The sequence below is a fragment of the Nocardiopsis akebiae genome (genome assembly GCF_018316795.1).
In the GTDB taxonomy this organism is placed as follows: domain Bacteria; phylum Actinomycetota; class Actinomycetes; order Streptosporangiales; family Streptosporangiaceae; genus Nocardiopsis; species Nocardiopsis dassonvillei.
The window spans coordinates 3,601,449-3,619,467 of the sequence record NZ_CP074132.1; the positions used below are offsets into that span (position 1 = coordinate 3,601,449).

Genomic DNA, 18,019 nt, shown 5'->3' on the forward strand with positions numbered 1-18,019 from the left:
GACAACCTCCCGGCCCGGGCTTCGCGACCCCGCGGGCCCACCGTTCCGCGACCGGGACCGCCCGGACCCGGGGCTACGGCGATCCGCCCTCCGGGGCGGTCAGCGCTCGGGGGCGCGGGCCTGACGGCCGCCGCCCGCGTAACGGCGGGCCAGCCGCGCGAAGGCGTCCTCCAGCTCTGGCGGTCCGACGACATCGAAGTCGGCGTCGAAGCGGCCGACGGCCGAGGCCAGGCCGACCCACGACCAGGAGCCGAGAACCAGTCGGCAGCGCTCGGGGCCCACCTCCTCGACCAGCCCGTCGCGCGCGAAGGGGGCGACAGCGGCGGCGGGCAGGTCGAGGACCACCTCACCGCGGCAGGGCCAGTCGACCGCGCCGTCCGAACCCCGGAACCGGCCGATGAGGAAGGAAGCCACATCACCCCCGGGCACCTCCCTCGGGGTGAACCGGGGACCGTTGGGACTGCGCAGCGCGATGCGGTCCACCCGCAGGGTCCTCCAGTCCTCGCGCTCCACGTCCCAGCCCAGGAGGTACCAGCGCCCCGCCCAGGTGACCAGGTGGTGGGGCTGGACCCGGCGCGGGCCCACGGCGGCCCCCTCCCGGGAGGAGGCGGACTGGAAGGCGGGGGCGTAGTCCAGGCGCAGTTCCTCGCGGGCGTGCACGGCGGCGCTGACCTCCGTGAGCACCCCGCCGTCGGCCCGCGCCTGCGGGGCGGCGGGCGGCGCGACCACGGCGACCCGGACCGCGTCGATCCGTTGGCGCAGGCGGGCGGGCATGACCTGGCGAACGGTGTCGAGGGCGCGCGCCGCGGCCTCCCCGATACCGGCGCCGGTGGCCGTGGACGCCCGGAGCGCCACGGCCAGCGCGACGGCCTGGTCGTCGTCGAACAGCAGCGGTGGCATCCGCGACCCGGCGTCGAGCCGGTACCCGCCGTCGGGCCCCTTGAAGGTCGTGATCGGGTAGCCGAGTTCGCGCAGACGGTCCACGTCGCGGCGGACCGTGCGCGCGCTGACGCCCAGCCGGGCGGCCAGGTCCCGGCCCGACCAGTCCCGGCGGGTCTGGAGCACGGAGAGCAGCGCCAGCAGACGAGCGGAAGCCTTCATCACCATGGAACCCATCCTGCTGGAAGTAGAGGACACACCCTGGCCCCTACCCCTGCCAATCTGAGACCGCAGACGCCGACGGGGGCCGACACCAGCACGGTCATCGCAGGTCACGACCCCGTGGGCGGTGGGCACCTGGTGTCCGCCGCCCGCAGGAGAGGCGGCGTCCGCCCGGCCACGGGACCGGGCGGACGCCGTGGCCGCGCGGGACCGGCCCGCCCGTGACACGGACCCGCTCGGCGCCCGTCCACACCCGACACGACCAGGGAGCCAGCATGTCCGTCACGACCACGACCCACCTGAACCTGCGCGGCGACGCCCGCGCGGCGCTCGACTTCTACCACTCCGTCTTCGGCGGGGACGTCGTCGCCGTCACCTACAAGGACGCGGGCAACGTCACCAACCCGGACGAGGCGGACTGGGTGGTCTGGGGCCAGGTGGTCGCGGACAACGGGTTCCGCGTCATGGCCTACGACGTGCCCCCGGCGATGCCGTGGGACCAGGGCGAGAACTCCGTCTTCGTCTCCGTGCGCGGTGACAGCGCCGACGAGATCACCGCCTTCTGGGAGAAGCTGTCCGCCGGCTCGACCATCGTGCAGCCGCTGGAGCCCTCCCAGTGGGCGCCGCTCTACGGGATGCTCAAGGACCGCTTCGGCGTCGTCTGGGTCCTGGACGTGGCGGCCCCCTACAACGGCTGATCCCGAACGGGGGTGTGCGCCGGGCCGGGCACCCGACCGGCGCACACCCCTACCCGCCGTTCCCGTCCGGACAGGGCGCCCCCACCCGGCGCCCGAGGAGCCGACCGGCGCCTCCTCCGCCACGCCTGGGCCCAGGCGGCGATGACGCGCGGCGCCCCGCGGTGGTGCGCTTTCGCCGGGCCCGGCGCAGGTTCGCGGGGGGCGGGGGTCGGCCGGTAGGCGCGGTAGAAGCGCCTGACGGCGCCGTCCCCGGTCAGGAAGGCGGCCAGGTCCTCGGCCGCTCCTTCGGCGTTCGTGGCGGGGGCCGGGTCGGCGGGTGTGCCCGGTAACCAGGTGGTGACGGTCCAGGGCCGTTCGAACCGGGGGCTGGGCACGCCCAGCAGCGGGACCGGAACCGGCAGGGTAAGGCGCGGGGCGAGTACGGGCAGCCAGGGGAGCCCTGCGCGCATCAGCGCGCCGGTCCGGTGACTTCCTGGGTACCGAGAACGGCGAGCAGGTCAAGGAGGTCGGCGCTGTCGGTGCCGACCGCGGGGGTGAACCAGAGCAGCCGCTGTCGGCCGTCCTCGCTGAACAGGTGGAGGCAGTTGACCTCGATCAGGCCGAGCGTGGGGTGGTTGAGGCGTTTGCGGTCGTCGCGCCGGAACGCCACGTCGTGTTCGGCCCACAAAGCGGCGAATTCGGGGGAGGCGTCGGTCAGCGAGCTGATCATCGAGCGGGCTTCGGTGTCCTTGGCGTCTCGTCTGGCGGCGGCTGCCCGCAGGTCGGCGACGAAGGCCCGGGACTGGCCCTCGTGGTCGGCTTCGGGATACATCCGCCTGGCGCCGGGGTCGGTGAACCACCGGTGGACGAAGCTGGCCCGAGCGCCGCGGAGGCCGGAGTGGTCCCCGAGCAGCGCTATCGCCAGCGGGTTCTGCACGAGGGTGACGTGCAGGTCGGTGATGACCTGTGCGGGAGTCGACGTCAGACGGATGAGCAGGTCGAGCATGCCGGGGTGGACGTGCGAGGCCGGTCCGCCGTGCGCGGGCACCGGGCGGTCGGCCAGGTGGTAGAGGTAGTCGCGCTCGTCAGCGGTCAGGCGCAGGGCCCTCGCCAGCGCGGCGACCATCTGCTCGGAGGGCTGGGATCCGGCACCGCGTTCGAGTTCGTTGTAGTAGTCCACCGATGCGCCTGCGAGCTGGGCGACCTCCTCGCGGCGCAGCCCGGGCACCCGGCGGCGGAGCCCGTGGGGAAGTCCCACATCGGCTGGACGGATGCGCTCACGCCGCGCGCGTAGGAAAGCTCCCAGCTCGGTGTATCTCACAGAACCCATGCCACCCATTCTGCGTCCGGCCGGGCCGCCGACACAGGGGATGAGATCCCCTGGTTACGCCGGTCGGCGGCGTGCACCGTGGAGGACATGACTACGGACCACACCACAAGCACCCCTTCGCCGGACATGCGCGTCGCCGTCGTTACCGGCGGATCACGCGGCATCGGCCGAGCGGTCTCCCTCAGGCTCGCCCAGGACGGCCTTGCCGTCGTGGTGGACTACGCCAGCGACGCGGCTGCCGCCGAGGAGGTGGTGGCGGCGATCACCGCCGCCGGAGGGCGGGCGGTCTCGGCGCGGGCGGACGTGGCGGACGAGCACGCGGCCGCCGAGTTGTTCGACCGGGCTGAGCAGGTGTTCGGCGGGGTGGACGTCGTGGTGAACTGCGCCGGCCGACTCGCTCTGTCGCCCATCGCCGACCTCGACCTGGCGGTGCTCGACGCCCTACACCGCACCAACATCCGTGGCGCTTTCGTCGTCGCCCAGCAGGCCGCCCGACGACTGCGCGCGGGCGGCGCGTTCGTGGGCTTCTCGACCTCCGTGGTCGGCACCAGCTTCCCTGCCTACGGTGCGTATGCGGCGAGCAAGGCGGCCGTCGAGTCGATCACGCTGATCCTGGCCCGCGAGCTGCGCGGGCAGGACATCACCGTGAACACCGTCGCGCCTGGCCCCACGGCCACGGACATGTTCCTCGAAGGCAAGGCGCCCGAGCAGATCGACCAGCTCGCCAAGGCGGCGCCCCTGGAGCGGCTGGGCACCCCGCAGGACATCGCCCAGGTGGTCGCCTTCCTCGCCAGCCCGGCAGGGCACTGGGTGAACGGCCAGGTCCTTCGGGCCAACGGGGGCATGGTGTGACGCCATGGTCGAACGCCGCACCCCGTCGTCCCCTGCGCCCGGCCGGGCAGCACCGACCGCTTCTCCCGTGCCGACGCGACCGTTGACGCACGCATCGGCCCCAGCCGCGACGGCGGCGAGGCGGAGCCGCTCATGTGCGCCCGGGTCCGGGCGCGGTCCCGCCAACGGCTCGCCACCTACGAACCGCTGACCCACGCGTCGGCATCTGCCAACGCCTACACCGACCGAGAACGGCACCGTGGCCACACGTTCTCGAACACATGCTTCCGCATCACGGGAGAACCCGTCCAAGGAGGAACACCCATGCCTTTCGCCAACTTCAAGGTCCCTGCGGGCACCATCACCACCGCTGACAAGAAGAAGCTCGTCGAGCGCACCACCGAGCTGTACGTGGAGATCTACGGTGAGCGGGCCCGGCCCACCACCGTCGTGCTGGTCGACGAGGTCGCCGACGGCGGCTGGGGCGTCGCCGGCGGCGTCCTGACCGCCGCCATGCTCAACGGAGACGCCTGACCTCCCTCCCGTGCGGGGCTCGGCGCCGCACGGGAGGGACCACGGCAAGCGCGTCAACGCCCTGCCCCAGTACGTGACCTCTCGGACGCCGACCGAGATCCAGCGCAACGTCGCGGCCACAGGGCCGACGTCGCCGTGCCCCAGGCGGCACCGAGCCGGTCGGCGACGCGGTTCCGACGCAGGGAGCAGCTGGTGGGCGCGCGGTGTCGGCGTTGACGATCCCGGCGAGGAACGTCTGGGCCGCCCCGCCGAGGGCGGGCACGGCGGCCCTGGTGTCGGGCCGGTGGTCGTTCCCACGGCAACCCCGGGCGCTATCGCGGATGACCACGGCGGGCCGCCTCCGGTGTGCGGGGGCGGCCCGCCTGGGGCGGCACCGGCACCACCGCGGACGATCGCAGTTCATCTGCGGTCGATCCTGCTCCGATGTTCCTCACGCCCCGGTCCGCCAGCGGCGTCACAGCGCTGGTCCCGGAGCCCCAACAGGGCCGTTCCCCGGATCGTGGCCGCCGCCGACGGCCGCCGGGTGCACCTGACCGCGGAGCCCTGGCAGGTCTGCTCCCCAGCCGGCTTAATAACGTTTCGTTTGTTACGTTACTTGTTAACGTAAATACAGTCTGCATACGTAACAAGGGTTCAAACACCCCCACTTCCTCACCTCCGATAAGTGAACCTTATAAGGTGCTACTACATGTGTTGCTACAAAGAGGGCGGGGGAGTCCGGAGTTTCGTTGGCGGCGCCCTCAGGGTCTGCTGGTCGGGGCCCGAAAACGCGTCGGGTACAGCCAGAGCTGTACTCTCGCCGCGCGACTCCGACGCCTCACCCGGCGGCGACGAAGGCCTCCCCCAGTAAGCGGGGCCCTCCCTCGGCCCGCCGGTCGGCGGTGAGCGCGTGCGGCACGCGGGCCCTGTCGGGCGCCGAAGGGCCGGGGTGACGTCCTGGCCCCTCTCCCGGGCGACGGGGAGCAGGATCGGCACCCGCTCGCGGGTACGCGCGGACCCGCACGTTTCCTGGCAGGGGCCCCGACCCGCGCTGTGGCAGGATCCCTCCCATGTCCGTACGCGAACTCGTGGTCCTGGGCACCTCCAGCGCGGTGCCCACCCGCCGCCGCAACCACAACGGCTACTTCCTGCGGTGGGACACCCACGGCGTCCTGTTCGACCCCGGCGAGGGAACCCAGCGCCAGATGCGCCTGGCGGGCCTGGCCGCCACCGACATCACCCGCGTCTGCGTCACCCACTTCCACGGCGACCACTGCCTGGGCCTGCCCGGCACCATCCAGCGCATCGCCCGTGACCGGGTGCCCCACACCGTGCGCGTGGCCTATCCCGCCGACGGCGAGCGCTACTGGCGGCGGCTGCGCCACGCCACCGCCTTCCACGACACCGACGTCGTACTCCCCCAACCGGTCGGCGGCACCGGTTCCTGCCCGCTGGGCGAGCGGGACCTGCGCGTCACCGCGCTGCCGCTGCGCCACTCGACCACCGCCTACGGCTACCGGCTGGCCGAACCGGACGGCTGGCGGATGCTGCCAGAGCGGCTGGCCGCCCACGGCGTGCGCGGCCCCATGGTCGGTGAACTCCAGCGCCGGGGCTCGGTCACCACCGCCGGGGGGCGCCGCGTGGAGCTGGCCGACTGCGCGCGGCCGCGCCGGGGCCAGGTCATGGCGTTCGTGATGGACACCGCCGAGTGCGAGGAGGCGGTCGAACTCGCACGCGGAGCCGACATGCTGGTGATCGAGTCGACCTACCTGGACACCGAGGAGCACCTGGCCCGCTCCTACGGCCACCTGACCGCCCGCCAGGCCGGGCGCGTGGCCGCGCGCGCCGGGGCGCGCACCCTGGTGCTCACCCACATCTCCGAACGCTACGAGGACCGCGACGACGCCCGCTTCCTCGCCGAGGCCGCCGCCGAGTTCGACGGGCCCGTCACGCTGGCCCAGGACCTGCAACGCCTGCCGGTGCCGCCCCGCGACTCCTGAGCAGGGCGCGTTGGGGTAGAGTTCCGGGGCACTGCACCGTACAACCGAGGGGGTGAGGACGATCTCCGCTGTCGCAGGAGGGGCGTTCCCACCGCGAGGTCACGCACCCGCGTCGTAGCCGGAGCGCCCGACAGTTCGTCGAAAGGCTCTCGTGGCATCCCCACCTTCCCCGGTCTCCCCTGCCCTCGTCGCCCGTCTGCGCGAAGCGGGCTGCGTCTTCGCCGAGCAGGAGGCGAGCCTGATCGCCTCCGCCGCGCGCACCCCCGGCGAACGGGACCTGATGGTCCGGCGCCGCTGCGCCGGTCTGCCCCTCGAACACGTCCTGGGCTGGGCCCTGTTCTGCGGACTGCGCGTGCGCGTGGACGAGGGCGTGTTCGTGCCCCGTCCCCGCACCGAGTTCCTGGCCCGCCGGGCCTGCGCCCTGCTCACCCCCGGCGCCGTGGCCGTGGACCTGTGCTGCGGTTCGGGGGCCCTGGGCGCGGTCCTGGCGCGCGCCCGCGCCGACATCACCCTGCACGCAGCCGACATCGACGCCGCCAGCGTGGCCTGCGCCCGGCGCAACCTGCCCGGGCACCGGGTGCACCAGGGCGACCTGTACGACGCCCTGCCCCCGGACCTGCGCGGCCGCGTCCAGGTGCTGGTCGCCAACGTGCCCTACGTCCCCACCGACCGGATCGCGCTGCTGCCCGCGGAGGCGCGCGTGCACGAGGACCGGCGGGCCCTGGACGGGGGACAGGACGGGCTGGACCTGCTGCGCCGTGTGGCGGCCGACGCCGGCCGGTGGCTGGCGCCGGGCGGCCGGGTGCTGGTGGAGGTGGGCCAAGAACAGGTTGTGGCGGCGCGCGAGGCCTTCGTCCGGGGCGGTCTGGCCTGTGAGGTGGTCTCCTGCCCGGAGTGGGAGGCCACCGTGGTGACCGGCGCCCGCTGACCCTCTGGGCCCGTGTGCGTCGGGCCCCGGGTGGGGAGCGGACAAGATAAGCCTGAAAGGGGCGATGGCCCGGTCAGCAGGGAGCCGGTTTACCACGGAGGGGCCTGGAGGGATTCACGGTGCGCACCGGCCTCTCCGCGGACGGGAGCCGCTCAGTCGTCGTCGCCGACGGCACCGGCGGCGGGCTGGTGGACCGCGCCCTGTGCGCCGGTACCCAGGACATCGCCGGCTCCAGGCCGTCGGCCGTCTCCCACAACAGCCGGTAGCGTTCTGGGGGCTTCAGGTGCCGGACGTCGACCTACTGCCCGCCCGCCCTGCCGCCGGCGCGGTCGACGTTGCGGTGGTCGGTCAGGTCCCTCACCACCGAGCCGGGAACGTTGACCCAGCGGGCCGACCTGCCCTTCGCAATCGCCTCCGGCAGCCAGAACCTGGGAAATCCAGCAGCAGTCCCTGGCCCCGCTGGCAACTCCACGCCAGTCACCGCTGACTGCTCAAAGATCCGCATGCCGGTGCGGACCATCAAGTCGGAGTAGGCCGCGTTCCGCGAAATCCAGCGGCTTCGGCAACCCGGTGACGTCATATCCGCGGACCTCGACGTCCCGCCTGCGTCGGTAGGATGCCGCCGACAGCCACTCGACCCTCTGGTCGGCCTCGCCGTGAGCGCAGGTCGCTGGAACCGCCGCGATCCCGGCTGCACTCGACCGGCTCGACGCGAACGACGACCCGGACGGCGGCGTCGGCCGGTCTCGCTGAGGGAGAGGGGCTTCAGCCACCAACTGCCCGCCCACCGGCCACTGGTAGAAGGCCAGCACTAGGATCTTGGCATGGCGAAGGGCAAGGTGCAGCGGCGGGCTCGGAAGATCCTGGGCGAGAAACCCGTGGCCTTGGTCTGGTGTGAGATCCACAAGCCCATCCCCGCACCGCCCAAGGACGTTCACCGTGCTGCAGGCAAAGGACGCCTGAAATCGCGCCACCACTGGTTGTGGTACGCCGGAGCTGTGGTGTTCTTCTTCGTGGTCGTACCGATGATCTTGCTGGACAGTCTCGGCCGTAGACTCGACCAACGGCTGTCGGGACGGAGCCGTGACGGTCAGACCGGACAGCCGTGTCCACCCGACACACAGCGTTCCGGCCGTGACCGCTCTCGTGAGGGGGATCGCGGGCAGGACGCGACCAGCGGGGTCTTCGACGGGGACTGGAACCTGACCGCGGGCCAGCTGCTGCTGCGTTGGTACGGGTACTCGCCCAACCCTAAGCGCCTGGTCATGCTGACCCGCGACCGCATCTGCGTGGCAGCGTCCCCTCGCCGTCGGCTGTCGCCGACCAAGGCCGACGATTTCCGGACCGTCACGGAGTTCAACCTCGACCGAGCCCGGATCGACGGTGAGGCGGGCCAGCCGCGCGGGTACGCCACCTTCCGGCTCGCGTTCGCCGACGGTTCCTGGCTGGAGTTGGGCCGACTCGGCGAGCCGGAAGACGCCGATCACTTTCTGCGCACGGTCAGCGGCTGATCAACCCTTCCGGCTGCCCCGGCCGCTCAGTCCTCTTCGCCCTCGAAACCCCCGCCCCCGTCGACGACCGGCGGGACCCCGCTCAAGCCGCAATCACGCTGAATGCCCTCCACGAACCTCTTCGGGGCAACACCATGTAGCTCGCCGCACGACCGTGGCAGGCGGGGGGCACCTCACCGGCCGCCGGGCCACCGCCCCAGCTCGGTCATCAGGGCGACGCCGTCTTCGATCTGCCCGGTCAGCCGCGCCTGGTGCTGCGCGGCGACATCGAGAACGCCCTGTTCGGGGCCCTGCCCCAGGACGTGCGGATCCGCTACGCCACTGTGCCCGCGCACATCCGCCAGGACGCCGGGGCCGCGCACGTGACCCTGCGCGAGACCGCCTCCGGCACCGAGACCACCGAGGCCTTCGACCTGGTCGTGGGCGCGGACGGGATGCGCTCGACCGTGCGCCGCCTGGTCTTCGGCCCCGACGCCAACCACCTGCACGCCCTGAACTACATGATCGCTGCCACGCTCATGCGCGAACCGTTGGAGGGCTTCCGCTCCCAGGACGCCGTGGTGATGGCCGAACCGGCGGATGCGGGCGCTCAGGTAGGGCGAAGGCCCGGCCAGGTCCTCGGCGGTGACGGTCCGCCCCTCGGCGGTCAGGGCGCGGACGATGTCGGCGATGTCCAGGGCGTTGTGGAAGATGGCCGGGTCGGCCAGCAGGGTGTTGAGCTTGATGAGCTTCTCCTGCTCGACGGGGTCGTTGTAGGCCGGCACCCCGCCGTTGCCGAACCGCAGCCACGCCGAGAAGGCGTTGTAGGACTCGACCTTGTTGGTGGTCGCGGTGATCCGTGAGCGCAGCGCCGGGTCGTTCAAAAAGCGCAGCAGCGCCCCCGCGGAGTTCGCGACCTTGGTCGGCGCCACACCCTCCAGCCAGGCGTCGGTGTCGCCGATCTCGTCCACCTGGGCCTTGAACCGCGACCACGATGCCCGCTGCGCCGGTTTCTTGAGCCGGTGGAACATCGAGAACGCGTCCAGCTCAGCCACGCTCAGCAGCGCCTGGAGACGGGCCCGGCCCTGCTCGCCCATCCGCTCGGCGATGCGGGTGAAGACCGCGGTGTCGACCTCGGCGCGGATGCGGGTGGCCACCCCGTCCAGGGTGGAGAACCCCGGTAGTTCGGGGGAGGCCTCCACCAAACGGTCCAGGGCGACGTTGTTCGCCCTCCCGGGTGGACCGCCGCCGCGGCCCGCCCGGGCACGGCTGTCAGGTGTCCTGGTCGGCGGACCTCTCGGACATCCGGTCGCGTACCTGGGTCAGGGTCTCGATCAGCTTGTCCAGGTAGGGGCGGTCCCCGCTGTCGTCATGCAGGTGCAGGGTCACTCCGGGCGCCACGTCGACCAGGGCCAGGGCCAGGAGTTCGGGGTGGTCCCGGCGCCAGAACACCTTGACGTCCTCGGCGTTGGGCTGGCTTATGGAGAGCTTGACGGTGGTGGTGATCGAGGTGGTGCTCACGGGGTTCCTCCTGGAGGCGACGAGGTTGCTGCGTTCGGGTACGGCGGTGCGCGGCTGCTTGTGAGGCTTCGTCGCGGGGCCGGGTTGGATGTGTCACTCCTGTGGGCCCGGTGTCCATGGGCGTGACCTCTTCCCCCTACCTACCCGCGGGCGGGAGCACTGCCCCTCTTCCGGCCTACCGGTTCCTCCGGACCGGCCGCGCGCCACGATCCGGTCGCCGCCGCACCGTGCACGGCGCGTCCTGGGGTACAAGAAGCGGCGCTTCTCTCCAAGACCGGGTTTCGGTACCGCTCGCAGGGCAACGGCTACTCCTCCATACGGGTGACCACCGATGCTCACCGCACCACGAGGATCCAGCGAGTCCAGTAGCGGGGCTCGAACAGCGACCGAACGGCCAGTGGCGTTGGCGAGCCGGGGTTTGAGGAACATCGGAACAGGAATCCGTGCCGAGGCTCACCGGTCGGTGGTGAGCGCCTCCAACGCGCGGGTCTGATCGGCCTCGCTGGGCAACGTGTAGCGGCGGGTGGTGTTGGGGTCGGCGTGGCCCATCAGCCCGGCCACCAGCACCGCGTCCACCGGTTCAGGGGGACGAACCGGGTACGCCGGAAAGGGGCGATGGCCTAGTGTTCCCGCAGTTCAGGAGGTAGACCGGTCCGGAGCTTTCGAGTGGTCTAGCACTCCGGCGTGGTTCGTGCCGGTATCGCACGGTTCTGGGCTCCGGTAACTGCTCTCATCGGGGGCGCGTCAATCCCATTCGACGGATGCGGGCGCGGGAGTGTCCCCGCGCGACGCATCGTGGCGCGGGGACACTCCTGAGCCCGCCGTGATCCAGGACGGGGGTCGACAGCTCAGCGCCTGGGCCTCACTTGGACTCGATCCGGCCCAACCGGTCGGTGCCCTGCGCGAGGGAGCGCTGCACCGAGCCCCACGAGGCGTCCTCGACGCCGAGCGCGTGGCGGAGGTAGGCCCAGGTGGTCCGCCGGACCAGGGACAGGCGGTCCGGGTTCTCGTCGGTGGTCTCCTTGGCCTCGTAGCCGGCGATCCCGCCGAGGGAGTGCTCCCCGCCGAACACGGTGAGCAGGCTCTTGCGGCCCGGGCTGAGGGTGTAAGGCTCGGTGATCCACTCCGGCCCCCTGGTGGTCACCGGGAGCTCGTCCTCGTCACCGGCGACCACCAGGGCTGGCGGGGTGAGGTGGGAGAAGTCCACCCCCCGCAGCCAGGGGAGGTTCTCGGCAGCGTAGGGGGTGAGGTGGTCGCCGCCCTCCCCCGCCGTCGCCATTAGGACGCCCGCCCTCACCCGCGGGTCGGACAGGTCTTCGGCGGTCCCGGTCTCGGGGTCGGTGACACGCAGCCCCAGCAGGATTGCGGCGGTCTGGCCGCCGAAGGAGTGGCCGACCGCAGCGATGCGGCCGCGGTCGAGGCGCCCGGACAGGCCGGGAACGGCGGCTTCCAGCAGGTCGAGATGGTCGAGGATGCGCTTCATGTCGTCCACGCGCAGGCGCCAGAGCCGCGGTGAGCGGGGATCGCCCTGGGCCAGGCCGACCGTCCGCGAGTCGAGGTGGGTCGGCTGGATCACCGCGAAGCCGTGCGCGGCCCAGAAGTCGGTCAGCGGCCCGTAGGCCTCCAGCGACGACCCGAAGCCGTGTGAGAAGACGATGATCGGCAAGGCGCTCCCGGACGCAGGCGCCGACACCCGCACGCGCAGGTCCGCACCACGCTCCGGCGCTTTCAGCGTCACCGGCTTCACCGAGACGACCGGGGCGGGTGTGCTGAGGGCCGCGTCCGGCGCGGCAGTGGTTGATGCGGTCATGGAGAGTTCTTCCTCGCAACTGTTGGCGGCAGGTCCCCGAAAGGACCGGGAAGGGCACCCGGCTTGGGGCCGTCGCACCGGTCTGGCATGATAGATAAGCGGGACGTTGTCCCGGATTGAATATACGGGACAACGTCCCGCTTGACAACGGCGGCGATACAGGGGTGGTGCGGTTGTGAACGGCAGCGAGCGGGCGCGGAGTGCACAGCGGCCCAAGCGGGCGGACGCCCGGCGCAATGAGGAGGCACTACTGGAGGCGGCCGCCGCGGTCTTCGCCGCCTCGGGGGTCGAAGCGCCCATCCGCGACATCGCGGCGAAGGCGGGCGTGGGCACGGCGACGATCTACCGGCACTTCCCGACGCGGGCGGACCTCATCGTCGTCGTCTACCGGCACCAAGTGGAGTTCCTCGCGGACGCCGGTCCGGCCCTGCTGGAGTCCAGCGCGACCCCCTACACCGCTCTCGGCCTCTGGATCGACCACTTCGTCGACTTCGTGGTCACCAAGCAGGGACTCGCCGCCGTCCTGCAATCCGACGACCCCTGCTACGACCCCCTGCACTCCTACTTCCTGGAGCGGCTCGTACCTGTGTGCACCCGGCTTCTCGACGCCGCGGCCGACGCGGGCGAGATCCGCTCGGACCTGGACGCCTACGAGCTGATGCTCGGTGTGGGCGGCCTGTGCGCCGGGGCAGGCGCCAACGCGCGCTACGATGCGCGCCGCCTGGTCGGGCTCCTCATCGCCGGCCTGGGGCGCCCGAATCCGGGGCGGGCCGCCGACCGGCAGGGGGCCTCGTAGCTGTCGCGGAGAATCCGACGCCTCGGTGGGGGCTTCGTGCTGTCCGGGGTTCAGGACGCGAGGCAGTGGTGTCGAGGAGGATTGCTACAGGATTCAGCGGTAGACCTCCGACCGCGCACCGGGTGCGGGATGCGCTGGGCCACGACCTGGTGCAGGCGGGCGTTCTCCGCCTTGCGCACCCCGCTCACCAGGCGGGAGAGCACGGTCGGGACGGGCAGCAGGACCTGGTGTTCGAGCAGGTGGAGCACGGACCGGTCGAACAGGGCGCGGGGGCCTTCTTCACCGGCTCAGAACCGGGCCGCGGGGTAGGCGCGCAGGTCCTCCTCCCCTGCGGAGGACTCGCGGTAGCCGAAGGGGTCGCGGATCTGCCGGACGTGCTCGTAGGCGCTCTGGGCCCGGGTGCGGTACTCCTCCAGGCTGCCCGGGTCGACGTCTGCTGGGCACGTTGCTGCCCGACACCCCGCTGAAGGTTCCGGTCCCCGTCTCAGCCCGTGGCTGCGCCGACCGCCCCGCCCGGGAGGGCGGACCCGTCCAGCAGGGCGCGGGCGCGGCGTTCCACGTCCCGGACCTCCTGCGCGCACGCCCGCGCCGACCACGGCTCCCCCGCGGCCAGGGCGTGGGAGGCGCGCAGCGCCACCAGGCTGCGCGCCAGGCGTCGGCGCGCGGCCGCGTCGGTGCCCGCGCACTCCCGCACCCGGGCGAGTTCGCGTTCGCACGCGGCCAGGGCCCGGCTCAGGTGCTCCCCGGCGCGGCGGTTGGCGACCGCCGCGCACACCAGGAGTCCGACCGCGGCGCCCAGCGCGGTGGCCCACAGCCGCTCGGCCGCCAGCCCGCCCGCGCCCGGGTCGGCGTGGGCCAGGCCCGACAGGGCCAGGGTGAGCGGGGTGACGAACACGATGGCGTAGGAGTAGTTGGTGGTCACCACCAGTTCGGCCGCCATCTGGCACGCCACCACCAGCGCGATCACGCCCAGCGGGGAGTAGTCCAGGCTGAAGAGCGCGGCGGCCAGCGCCACGCCCACGACCGTGCCCGCACCGCGTTGCAGGGCGCGGTGCCAGGTGGTGGTGACGTTGACGGCCTGCAGGACCGATCCGGCCGAGACTGCCGCCCAGTAGCCGTGTCCCATGCCCAGCGCCCAGGCCAGGGCTCCGGCCAGCAGGCAGGCCAGGACGATGCGCAGCACCGACACCGGGGTGGGCGAGGGCGCGAGCAGTGCGGCGCGCAGGCGCCGGCCCGGACCGGGCGCGGGTGTGTGGTGGCGGCGCAGGTGTGCGGCGGTTTGGGACAGGGCGGCGTGCTCGTCGGCGCCGACCAGGGGTTCGACGGCGCGTTCGGTGCGCAGGCGGCGTGCCAGTTCGCTCATCTCGGCGGCGGCGCGGGCGTCGGTGAGGCGGTCTCCGGTTCCGGTGAGCAGGGTTTCGGCGCGGGCGGTGAGGACCTCCAGTCCCTGGCGGGCCGGGGTGCGGCCGGGGCGGGAGAGCAGGACCTGCCAGGCGTGGTGGAGGGCGGTCTCGGCCGCGGTGCGGGCGGCGGGTGCGGGGTGGCGCAGGTGGCGGGCGAGCGCGTGCAGGGCGCGGGCGACCGCCAGGCGTTCGGGGGCGGTGGGGTGGGCCAGGGCGCCGACCAGGGCCAGTGTCCAGCACAGGGCGGCCGCGGCCGCGGTGGTGGTCACGACCACCGGCAGCGCGCTCAGGGTCTGGGGGTTGTAGGCGGCCACCCCGGCGGCGAAGACGAACATCAGCCCGGCCGGGGCGCCGAACTCCAGGGCGTCGGAGAGGTACTTGGCCCCGCCGGCGACCAGGGCCACGACCGTGATGGCGGCCAGGGGGTGGGGGAGCGCGGCCGAGGTCAGCGCACCCAGGCCCACGGCCAGGGTCAGGGCCGCGCCGACCACGGCCAGGAGCCGGGCGCGGCGGGCGTAGGTGTCGTCGCGCGCGTACAGGGCGGTGAAGCAGCCCATGGCGGCGTAGGGCGCCAGGTCGGTGCGCCCCGCGGCGTAGAGCGCCAGCAGGGGCAGGGCCACGCACGCTCCGGCGCGCAGCGCGGTGACGGCGACGTTGCCGCGTACGGGCCTGGGCGCGAAGGCCCCGCGGATGGTGAGGGTGCGGCCCAGCGCACCCCACAGACTATAAAAGTAATTCACAAGTAAATTATCTTAGGATGTTCCGTGGGCCGTACGCACCCCCACGGGGGGAGAGACCGCCCACTCCGCCCGGCGCCCCGCCCACGGGCACGCCCGCCCGCACCCGGCGACCGGCCCCGCCGCACACGCGAAGGACACCATGAGCGACGCCGTCTCCCGCTTCCTCGACAGCTGGTCGCGCCTGCGCCCCGACCTGGACCTGACCAGCATGGCCGCCATGGGCCGCGTCCTTCGCCTGGCCGCCCTGATGAACAACGCCACCGAGGACGGACTCGCCGACGCCGAGGTCACCCGCCCCGAGTTCGAGGTCCTGGCCGCCCTGCGCCGCTCCCCCCACGGACTGCGCCCCCGCCAGCTCACCCGCGAGACCATCTCCTCGGGCGCCGCCACCACCAAACGCCTCACCCGCCTGGAGGCCGCCGGGCTCATCACCCGCACCCCCCTCGAACGCGACCGCCGCGAGGTCCAGGTCCGCCTGACCGAACGCGGACAGGCCCTGGCCGACACCCTCTTCGCCGCGCAGCTCGACCGCGAGGCCGACCTCCTGCGCCCCCTGACCGGTGACGAACGCGCCCAGCTGGCCGACCTGCTCTCCCGCGTCCTGGCCCCCATCGACCGCGCCTGAGCCCCGCGCCGACGAGCGCCAGCGGCGCGCGGTCCCACCCGCCGCTGGCCGAGACGGCCGCGTCGACTGAGCCGGGCTCGCAGCGCCGACCCGCCGCGACCGGTCGGCGCCAAAACCACGGGCGCACCCCGCCGGTGCCGTGCGAGGATGGCCGCCCACCCCACCACACCCCTCAGGAGTGCCATGAGCGGGCCCGCCGCCCACCTCGCCCGCGCCGTCCCCGAACTGCTCGAACGCCCCGGCCCCGCCCGCGCCGTCCAACGCCTGCGCGGCGGTTCCAAGAAGGGCGTCTACCGCCTGGCCCTGGACCAGACCACCGTCATCGCCTACCTGTGGCACGACAGCGAGGACTACTGGCCCGCCACCGCGCACGGCGCCGACCCGGCCGACCCCTTCTCCCACGCCTCGGGCGCAGACCTGTTCACCGCCGCCCACCGCGCCCTGACCGACCTGGGCGTGCGCGTCCCCCGCCTGTACGCCCTGGACACCAGCGGCGCCCACCACCCCGGCTGCCTGGCCGTGCTCGAGGACGTCCCCGGCCCCACCCTCGAAGAACTCCTGCACCGCGACCCCCGCGCCGCACGCCCGGTCCTGGACCGCCTGGGCCGCGACCTGCGCACCATGCACGCGAGCACCGACACCGCCTTCGGCAAGGTCGCCCACCTGGGCGCCAGCGCCGCCGGCACCCACTCCTGCCACCAGCTGGTCCTGGAGCGGGCCCTGACCGACCTGGACGAGGCCGCCCACCGCGACCCGCGCGTGCGCCGGGGCCGCGAACGCCTCACCGCCACCCTGCACACCCTGGCCGCGCGCGTGGAACCCCGCCGCGAACACGCGCTCATCCACGGCGAACTCGGCCCCGACCACGTCCTGGTCGACTCCCAGGGCGCCCCCGTCCTGATCGACATCGAGGGACTGATGTTCTTCGACGTGGAGTGGGAACACGCCTTCCTGCGCCTGCGCTTCGGCGCCCACCACCCGCGCCTGGCCACCCGCACCCTGGACCCGGCCCGCACCGCCCTGTACGACCTGGCCCTGCACCTGTCCCTGGTCGCCGGTCCCCTGCGCCTGCTCGACGGCGGCTACCCCGACCGCGCCCTCATGCTCGGCATCGTCGAGCACAGCCTCCACATCGCGCTGGCCACCACCGCCTGACACACTCGGTGCCCATGGACGACACCATCACCGGTCTGTGGAGCACCGACACCGTCTGGCTCAACACCGCCCAGTACGGCATCCCGCCCCGGCCCGCCCACCAGGCCCTGGCCGACGCCGTACGCTCCTGGCACACCGCCACCGGGGACCCCGGCGCCTGGGGGCGCGAGCTCGAACAGGCCCGCGTCAACCTGGCCGCCCTGGTGGGCGCGCCCGCCGACAACCTCACCCTGGGAGCCAGCACCGCCCAGATCGCCGGAACCATCGCCGCCAGCCAGCCCGACGGCGCCCGCGTGCTGGTCCCCGAGGGGGACTTCGCCTCGATCGTCTTCCCCTGGCAGGCCCAGGCCGACCGCGGCGTCACCGTGGAGGCCGTCCCCCTCGACCGCCTGGCCCATGCCGTGGACGCGCGCACGCACCTGGTCGCCTTCAGCACGGTGCACTCGGCGAACGGACGCCTGGCCCCCACCGGCGACATCGTCGCGGCCGCCCGCGCCCACGGCGCCCTGGTCGTGGCCGACGCCACCCAGGCCGCCGGGTGGACGCCCCTGGACGCCACCGTCTTCGACGCCCTGATCGCCTCGGCCTACAAGTGGCTCATGGCACCGCGCGGTCTGGCCCTGGCCTACCTGTCCCCCGACCTGCGTGCGCGGCTGCGCCCCAACAACGCCGGTCCGGCCGCCGCACGCGACACCGCCTCGGCCATGTACGCCGCCCGGATGGACCCGGCGCCGACCGCGCGCGCCTTCGACACCTCGCCCAACTGGTTCGCGGCCGTGGCGGCCGCCGCCTCCAGCCGGGTCCTGCTGGAGGCGGGCCTGGAGAGGGTGCGCGCCCACAACACCGCCCTGACCGACCACTTCCGCGCGGCGCTGGGGCAGGAGCCCGCCCACTCGGCCATCACCAGCGTCGACCTGCCCGGTGCCTCCGAGCGCCTGGCCCGGGCCGGGGTGGTGACCACCGAACGCGGGGGCCGCACCCGCCTGTCCTTCCACCTGTACAACACCCTCGACGACGCCGAGCGCGCCGCCAAGGCCCTGCTCCAGCCCTAGCGCGCGGCTTCCAGTACGGACCCCGGCGCCCCCACCGGCGCGGGGGC

General features: G+C 73.2%; 19 protein-coding genes and 2 pseudogenes. 11 read left to right on the forward strand and 10 right to left on the reverse strand.

Going from position 1 to position 18,019, the window contains the following annotated elements:
* Positions 1–99: 99 nt before the first annotated feature.
* Entirely contained in the window at positions 100–1,107 is a 1,008-nt protein-coding gene (locus tag KGD83_RS15585; protein WP_212639905.1) for a helix-turn-helix transcriptional regulator, read from the reverse strand.
* 269 nt (positions 1,108–1,376) lie between these two features.
* Here KGD83_RS15585 and KGD83_RS15590 point away from each other — a divergent pair, with 269 nt between their 5' ends.
* On the forward strand, positions 1,377–1,799 hold the full coding sequence (locus KGD83_RS15590; RefSeq protein ID WP_212639906.1) for a VOC family protein: 423 nt from the start codon (positions 1,377–1,379) through the stop codon (positions 1,797–1,799).
* On the opposite strand, the gene KGD83_RS28675 is transcribed toward KGD83_RS15590, so the two are convergent.
* Together KGD83_RS28675 and KGD83_RS15600 are read right to left on the reverse strand one after the other, a co-directional pair.
* Positions 1,787–2,248: a phosphotransferase gene (locus KGD83_RS28675; protein ID WP_394358075.1), complete on the reverse strand. Its 462-nt coding sequence runs from the start codon at positions 2,246–2,248 to the stop codon at positions 1,787–1,789. The two genes, KGD83_RS15590 and KGD83_RS28675, sit on opposite strands and share 13 nt — an antisense overlap.
* Positions 2,248–3,108 carry a helix-turn-helix transcriptional regulator gene (locus KGD83_RS15600; RefSeq protein ID WP_249351886.1) on the reverse strand — a complete coding sequence of 287 codons (861 nt, stop codon included), beginning with the start codon at positions 3,106–3,108 and terminating at the stop codon, positions 2,248–2,250. Before KGD83_RS15600 ends, KGD83_RS28675 begins: the two co-directional genes overlap by 1 nt.
* An 87-nt stretch (positions 3,109–3,195) precedes the next feature.
* Here KGD83_RS15600 and KGD83_RS15605 point away from each other — a divergent pair, with 87 nt between their 5' ends.
* The 6 genes from KGD83_RS15605 (at position 3,196) to KGD83_RS15630 (ending at position 8,891) form a co-directional block, all read left to right on the forward strand.
* Positions 3,196–3,960, forward strand: a complete 765-nt coding sequence (locus tag KGD83_RS15605; RefSeq protein WP_212639908.1) for an SDR family oxidoreductase — start codon at positions 3,196–3,198, stop codon at positions 3,958–3,960.
* A gap of 303 nt (positions 3,961–4,263) precedes the next feature.
* A complete protein-coding gene (locus KGD83_RS15610) occupies positions 4,264–4,473 on the forward strand; it encodes a tautomerase family protein (protein ID WP_212639909.1) in 210 nt (69 codons plus the stop codon).
* Between the two features lie 1,049 nt (positions 4,474–5,522).
* Entirely contained in the window at positions 5,523–6,452 is a 930-nt protein-coding gene (locus KGD83_RS15615; protein WP_212639910.1) for a ribonuclease Z, read from the forward strand.
* A gap of 151 nt (positions 6,453–6,603) precedes the next feature.
* Positions 6,604–7,380 carry a putative protein N(5)-glutamine methyltransferase gene (locus KGD83_RS15620; RefSeq protein WP_212639911.1) on the forward strand — a complete coding sequence of 259 codons (777 nt, stop codon included), beginning with the start codon at positions 6,604–6,606 and terminating at the stop codon, positions 7,378–7,380.
* Positions 7,381–7,499: 119 nt separating this feature from the next.
* Positions 7,500–7,646: a hypothetical protein gene (locus tag KGD83_RS15625; RefSeq protein ID WP_212639912.1), complete on the forward strand. Its 147-nt coding sequence runs from the start codon at positions 7,500–7,502 to the stop codon at positions 7,644–7,646.
* A gap of 558 nt (positions 7,647–8,204) precedes the next feature.
* Positions 8,205–8,891, forward strand: coding sequence for a hypothetical protein (locus tag KGD83_RS15630; protein WP_212639913.1), 687 nt, complete (start codon positions 8,205–8,207; stop codon positions 8,889–8,891).
* Between the two features lie 566 nt (positions 8,892–9,457).
* On the opposite strand, the pseudogene KGD83_RS29285 reads toward KGD83_RS15630, so the two are convergent.
* The 5 genes and pseudogenes from KGD83_RS29285 to KGD83_RS15645 form a co-directional block, all read right to left on the reverse strand.
* Positions 9,458–9,769 (reverse strand): annotated as a pseudogene (locus KGD83_RS29285) (Tn3 family transposase); the annotation flags it as partial.
* A pseudogene (locus KGD83_RS29290) lies at positions 9,770–10,093 on the reverse strand (Tn3 family transposase); the annotation flags it as partial. It abuts the pseudogene before it with no gap.
* 49 nt (positions 10,094–10,142) lie between these two features.
* Entirely contained in the window at positions 10,143–10,391 is a 249-nt protein-coding gene (locus tag KGD83_RS15640; protein ID WP_212639914.1) for a hypothetical protein, read from the reverse strand.
* A 453-nt stretch (positions 10,392–10,844) separates the two neighbouring features.
* Positions 10,845–10,967 (reverse strand): hypothetical protein, encoded by a 123-nt coding sequence (locus tag KGD83_RS28965; RefSeq protein ID WP_256448779.1) that lies wholly within the window; start codon positions 10,965–10,967, stop codon positions 10,845–10,847.
* A 286-nt stretch (positions 10,968–11,253) separates the two neighbouring features.
* A complete protein-coding gene (locus KGD83_RS15645) occupies positions 11,254–12,201 on the reverse strand; it encodes an alpha/beta hydrolase family protein (RefSeq protein ID WP_212639915.1) in 948 nt (315 codons plus the stop codon).
* A 175-nt stretch (positions 12,202–12,376) separates the two neighbouring features.
* Here KGD83_RS15645 and KGD83_RS15650 point away from each other — a divergent pair, with 175 nt between their 5' ends.
* A complete protein-coding gene (locus tag KGD83_RS15650; protein ID WP_212639916.1) occupies positions 12,377–12,997 on the forward strand; it encodes a TetR/AcrR family transcriptional regulator in 621 nt (206 codons plus the stop codon).
* Positions 12,998–13,047: 50 nt separating this feature from the next.
* On the opposite strand, the gene KGD83_RS15655 is transcribed toward KGD83_RS15650, so the two are convergent.
* Together KGD83_RS15655 and KGD83_RS15660 are read right to left on the reverse strand one after the other, a co-directional pair.
* Entirely contained in the window at positions 13,048–13,245 is a 198-nt protein-coding gene (locus KGD83_RS15655) for a hypothetical protein (protein WP_212639917.1), read from the reverse strand.
* Between the two features lie 236 nt (positions 13,246–13,481).
* Positions 13,482–15,140, reverse strand: a complete 1,659-nt coding sequence (locus tag KGD83_RS15660; protein ID WP_249351887.1) for an FUSC family protein — start codon at positions 15,138–15,140, stop codon at positions 13,482–13,484.
* A 139-nt stretch (positions 15,141–15,279) separates the two neighbouring features.
* On the opposite strand from KGD83_RS15660, the gene KGD83_RS15665 reads away from it, so the two are divergent.
* From KGD83_RS15665 to KGD83_RS15675, 3 genes are all read left to right on the forward strand, one after another.
* Entirely contained in the window at positions 15,280–15,765 is a 486-nt protein-coding gene (locus KGD83_RS15665; protein WP_212639918.1) for a MarR family winged helix-turn-helix transcriptional regulator, read from the forward strand.
* A 183-nt stretch (positions 15,766–15,948) separates the two neighbouring features.
* A complete protein-coding gene (locus tag KGD83_RS15670; protein WP_212639919.1) occupies positions 15,949–16,920 on the forward strand; it encodes a phosphotransferase family protein in 972 nt (323 codons plus the stop codon).
* A gap of 14 nt (positions 16,921–16,934) precedes the next feature.
* A complete protein-coding gene (locus tag KGD83_RS15675) occupies positions 16,935–17,972 on the forward strand; it encodes an aminotransferase class V-fold PLP-dependent enzyme (protein ID WP_212639920.1) in 1,038 nt (345 codons plus the stop codon).
* Positions 17,973–18,019 lie beyond the last annotated feature (47 nt).

Bases quoted from the DNA above. Each gene is read 5' to 3' on its own strand.
- KGD83_RS15585 (WP_212639905.1), bottom strand. From the start codon at position 1,107: ATGGTGATGAAGGCTTCCGCTCGTCTGCTGGCGCTGCTCTCCGTGCTC.
- KGD83_RS15590 (WP_212639906.1), top strand. From the start codon at position 1,377: ATGTCCGTCACGACCACGACCCACCTGAACCTGCGCGGCGACGCCCGC.
- KGD83_RS28675 (WP_394358075.1), bottom strand. From the start codon at position 2,248: ATGCGCGCAGGGCTCCCCTGGCTGCCCGTACTCGCCCCGCGCCTTACC.
- KGD83_RS15600 (WP_249351886.1), bottom strand. From the start codon at position 3,108: ATGGGTTCTGTGAGATACACCGAGCTGGGAGCTTTCCTACGCGCGCGG.
- KGD83_RS15605 (WP_212639908.1), top strand. From the start codon at position 3,196: ATGACTACGGACCACACCACAAGCACCCCTTCGCCGGACATGCGCGTC.
- KGD83_RS15610 (WP_212639909.1), top strand. From the start codon at position 4,264: ATGCCTTTCGCCAACTTCAAGGTCCCTGCGGGCACCATCACCACCGCT.
- KGD83_RS15615 (WP_212639910.1), top strand. From the start codon at position 5,523: ATGTCCGTACGCGAACTCGTGGTCCTGGGCACCTCCAGCGCGGTGCCC.
- KGD83_RS15630 (WP_212639913.1), top strand. From the start codon at position 8,205: ATGGCGAAGGGCAAGGTGCAGCGGCGGGCTCGGAAGATCCTGGGCGAG.
- KGD83_RS15645 (WP_212639915.1), bottom strand. From the start codon at position 12,201: ATGACCGCATCAACCACTGCCGCGCCGGACGCGGCCCTCAGCACACCC.
- KGD83_RS15665 (WP_212639918.1), top strand. From the start codon at position 15,280: ATGAGCGACGCCGTCTCCCGCTTCCTCGACAGCTGGTCGCGCCTGCGC.
- KGD83_RS15670 (WP_212639919.1), top strand. From the start codon at position 15,949: ATGAGCGGGCCCGCCGCCCACCTCGCCCGCGCCGTCCCCGAACTGCTC.
- KGD83_RS15675 (WP_212639920.1), top strand. From the start codon at position 16,935: ATGGACGACACCATCACCGGTCTGTGGAGCACCGACACCGTCTGGCTC.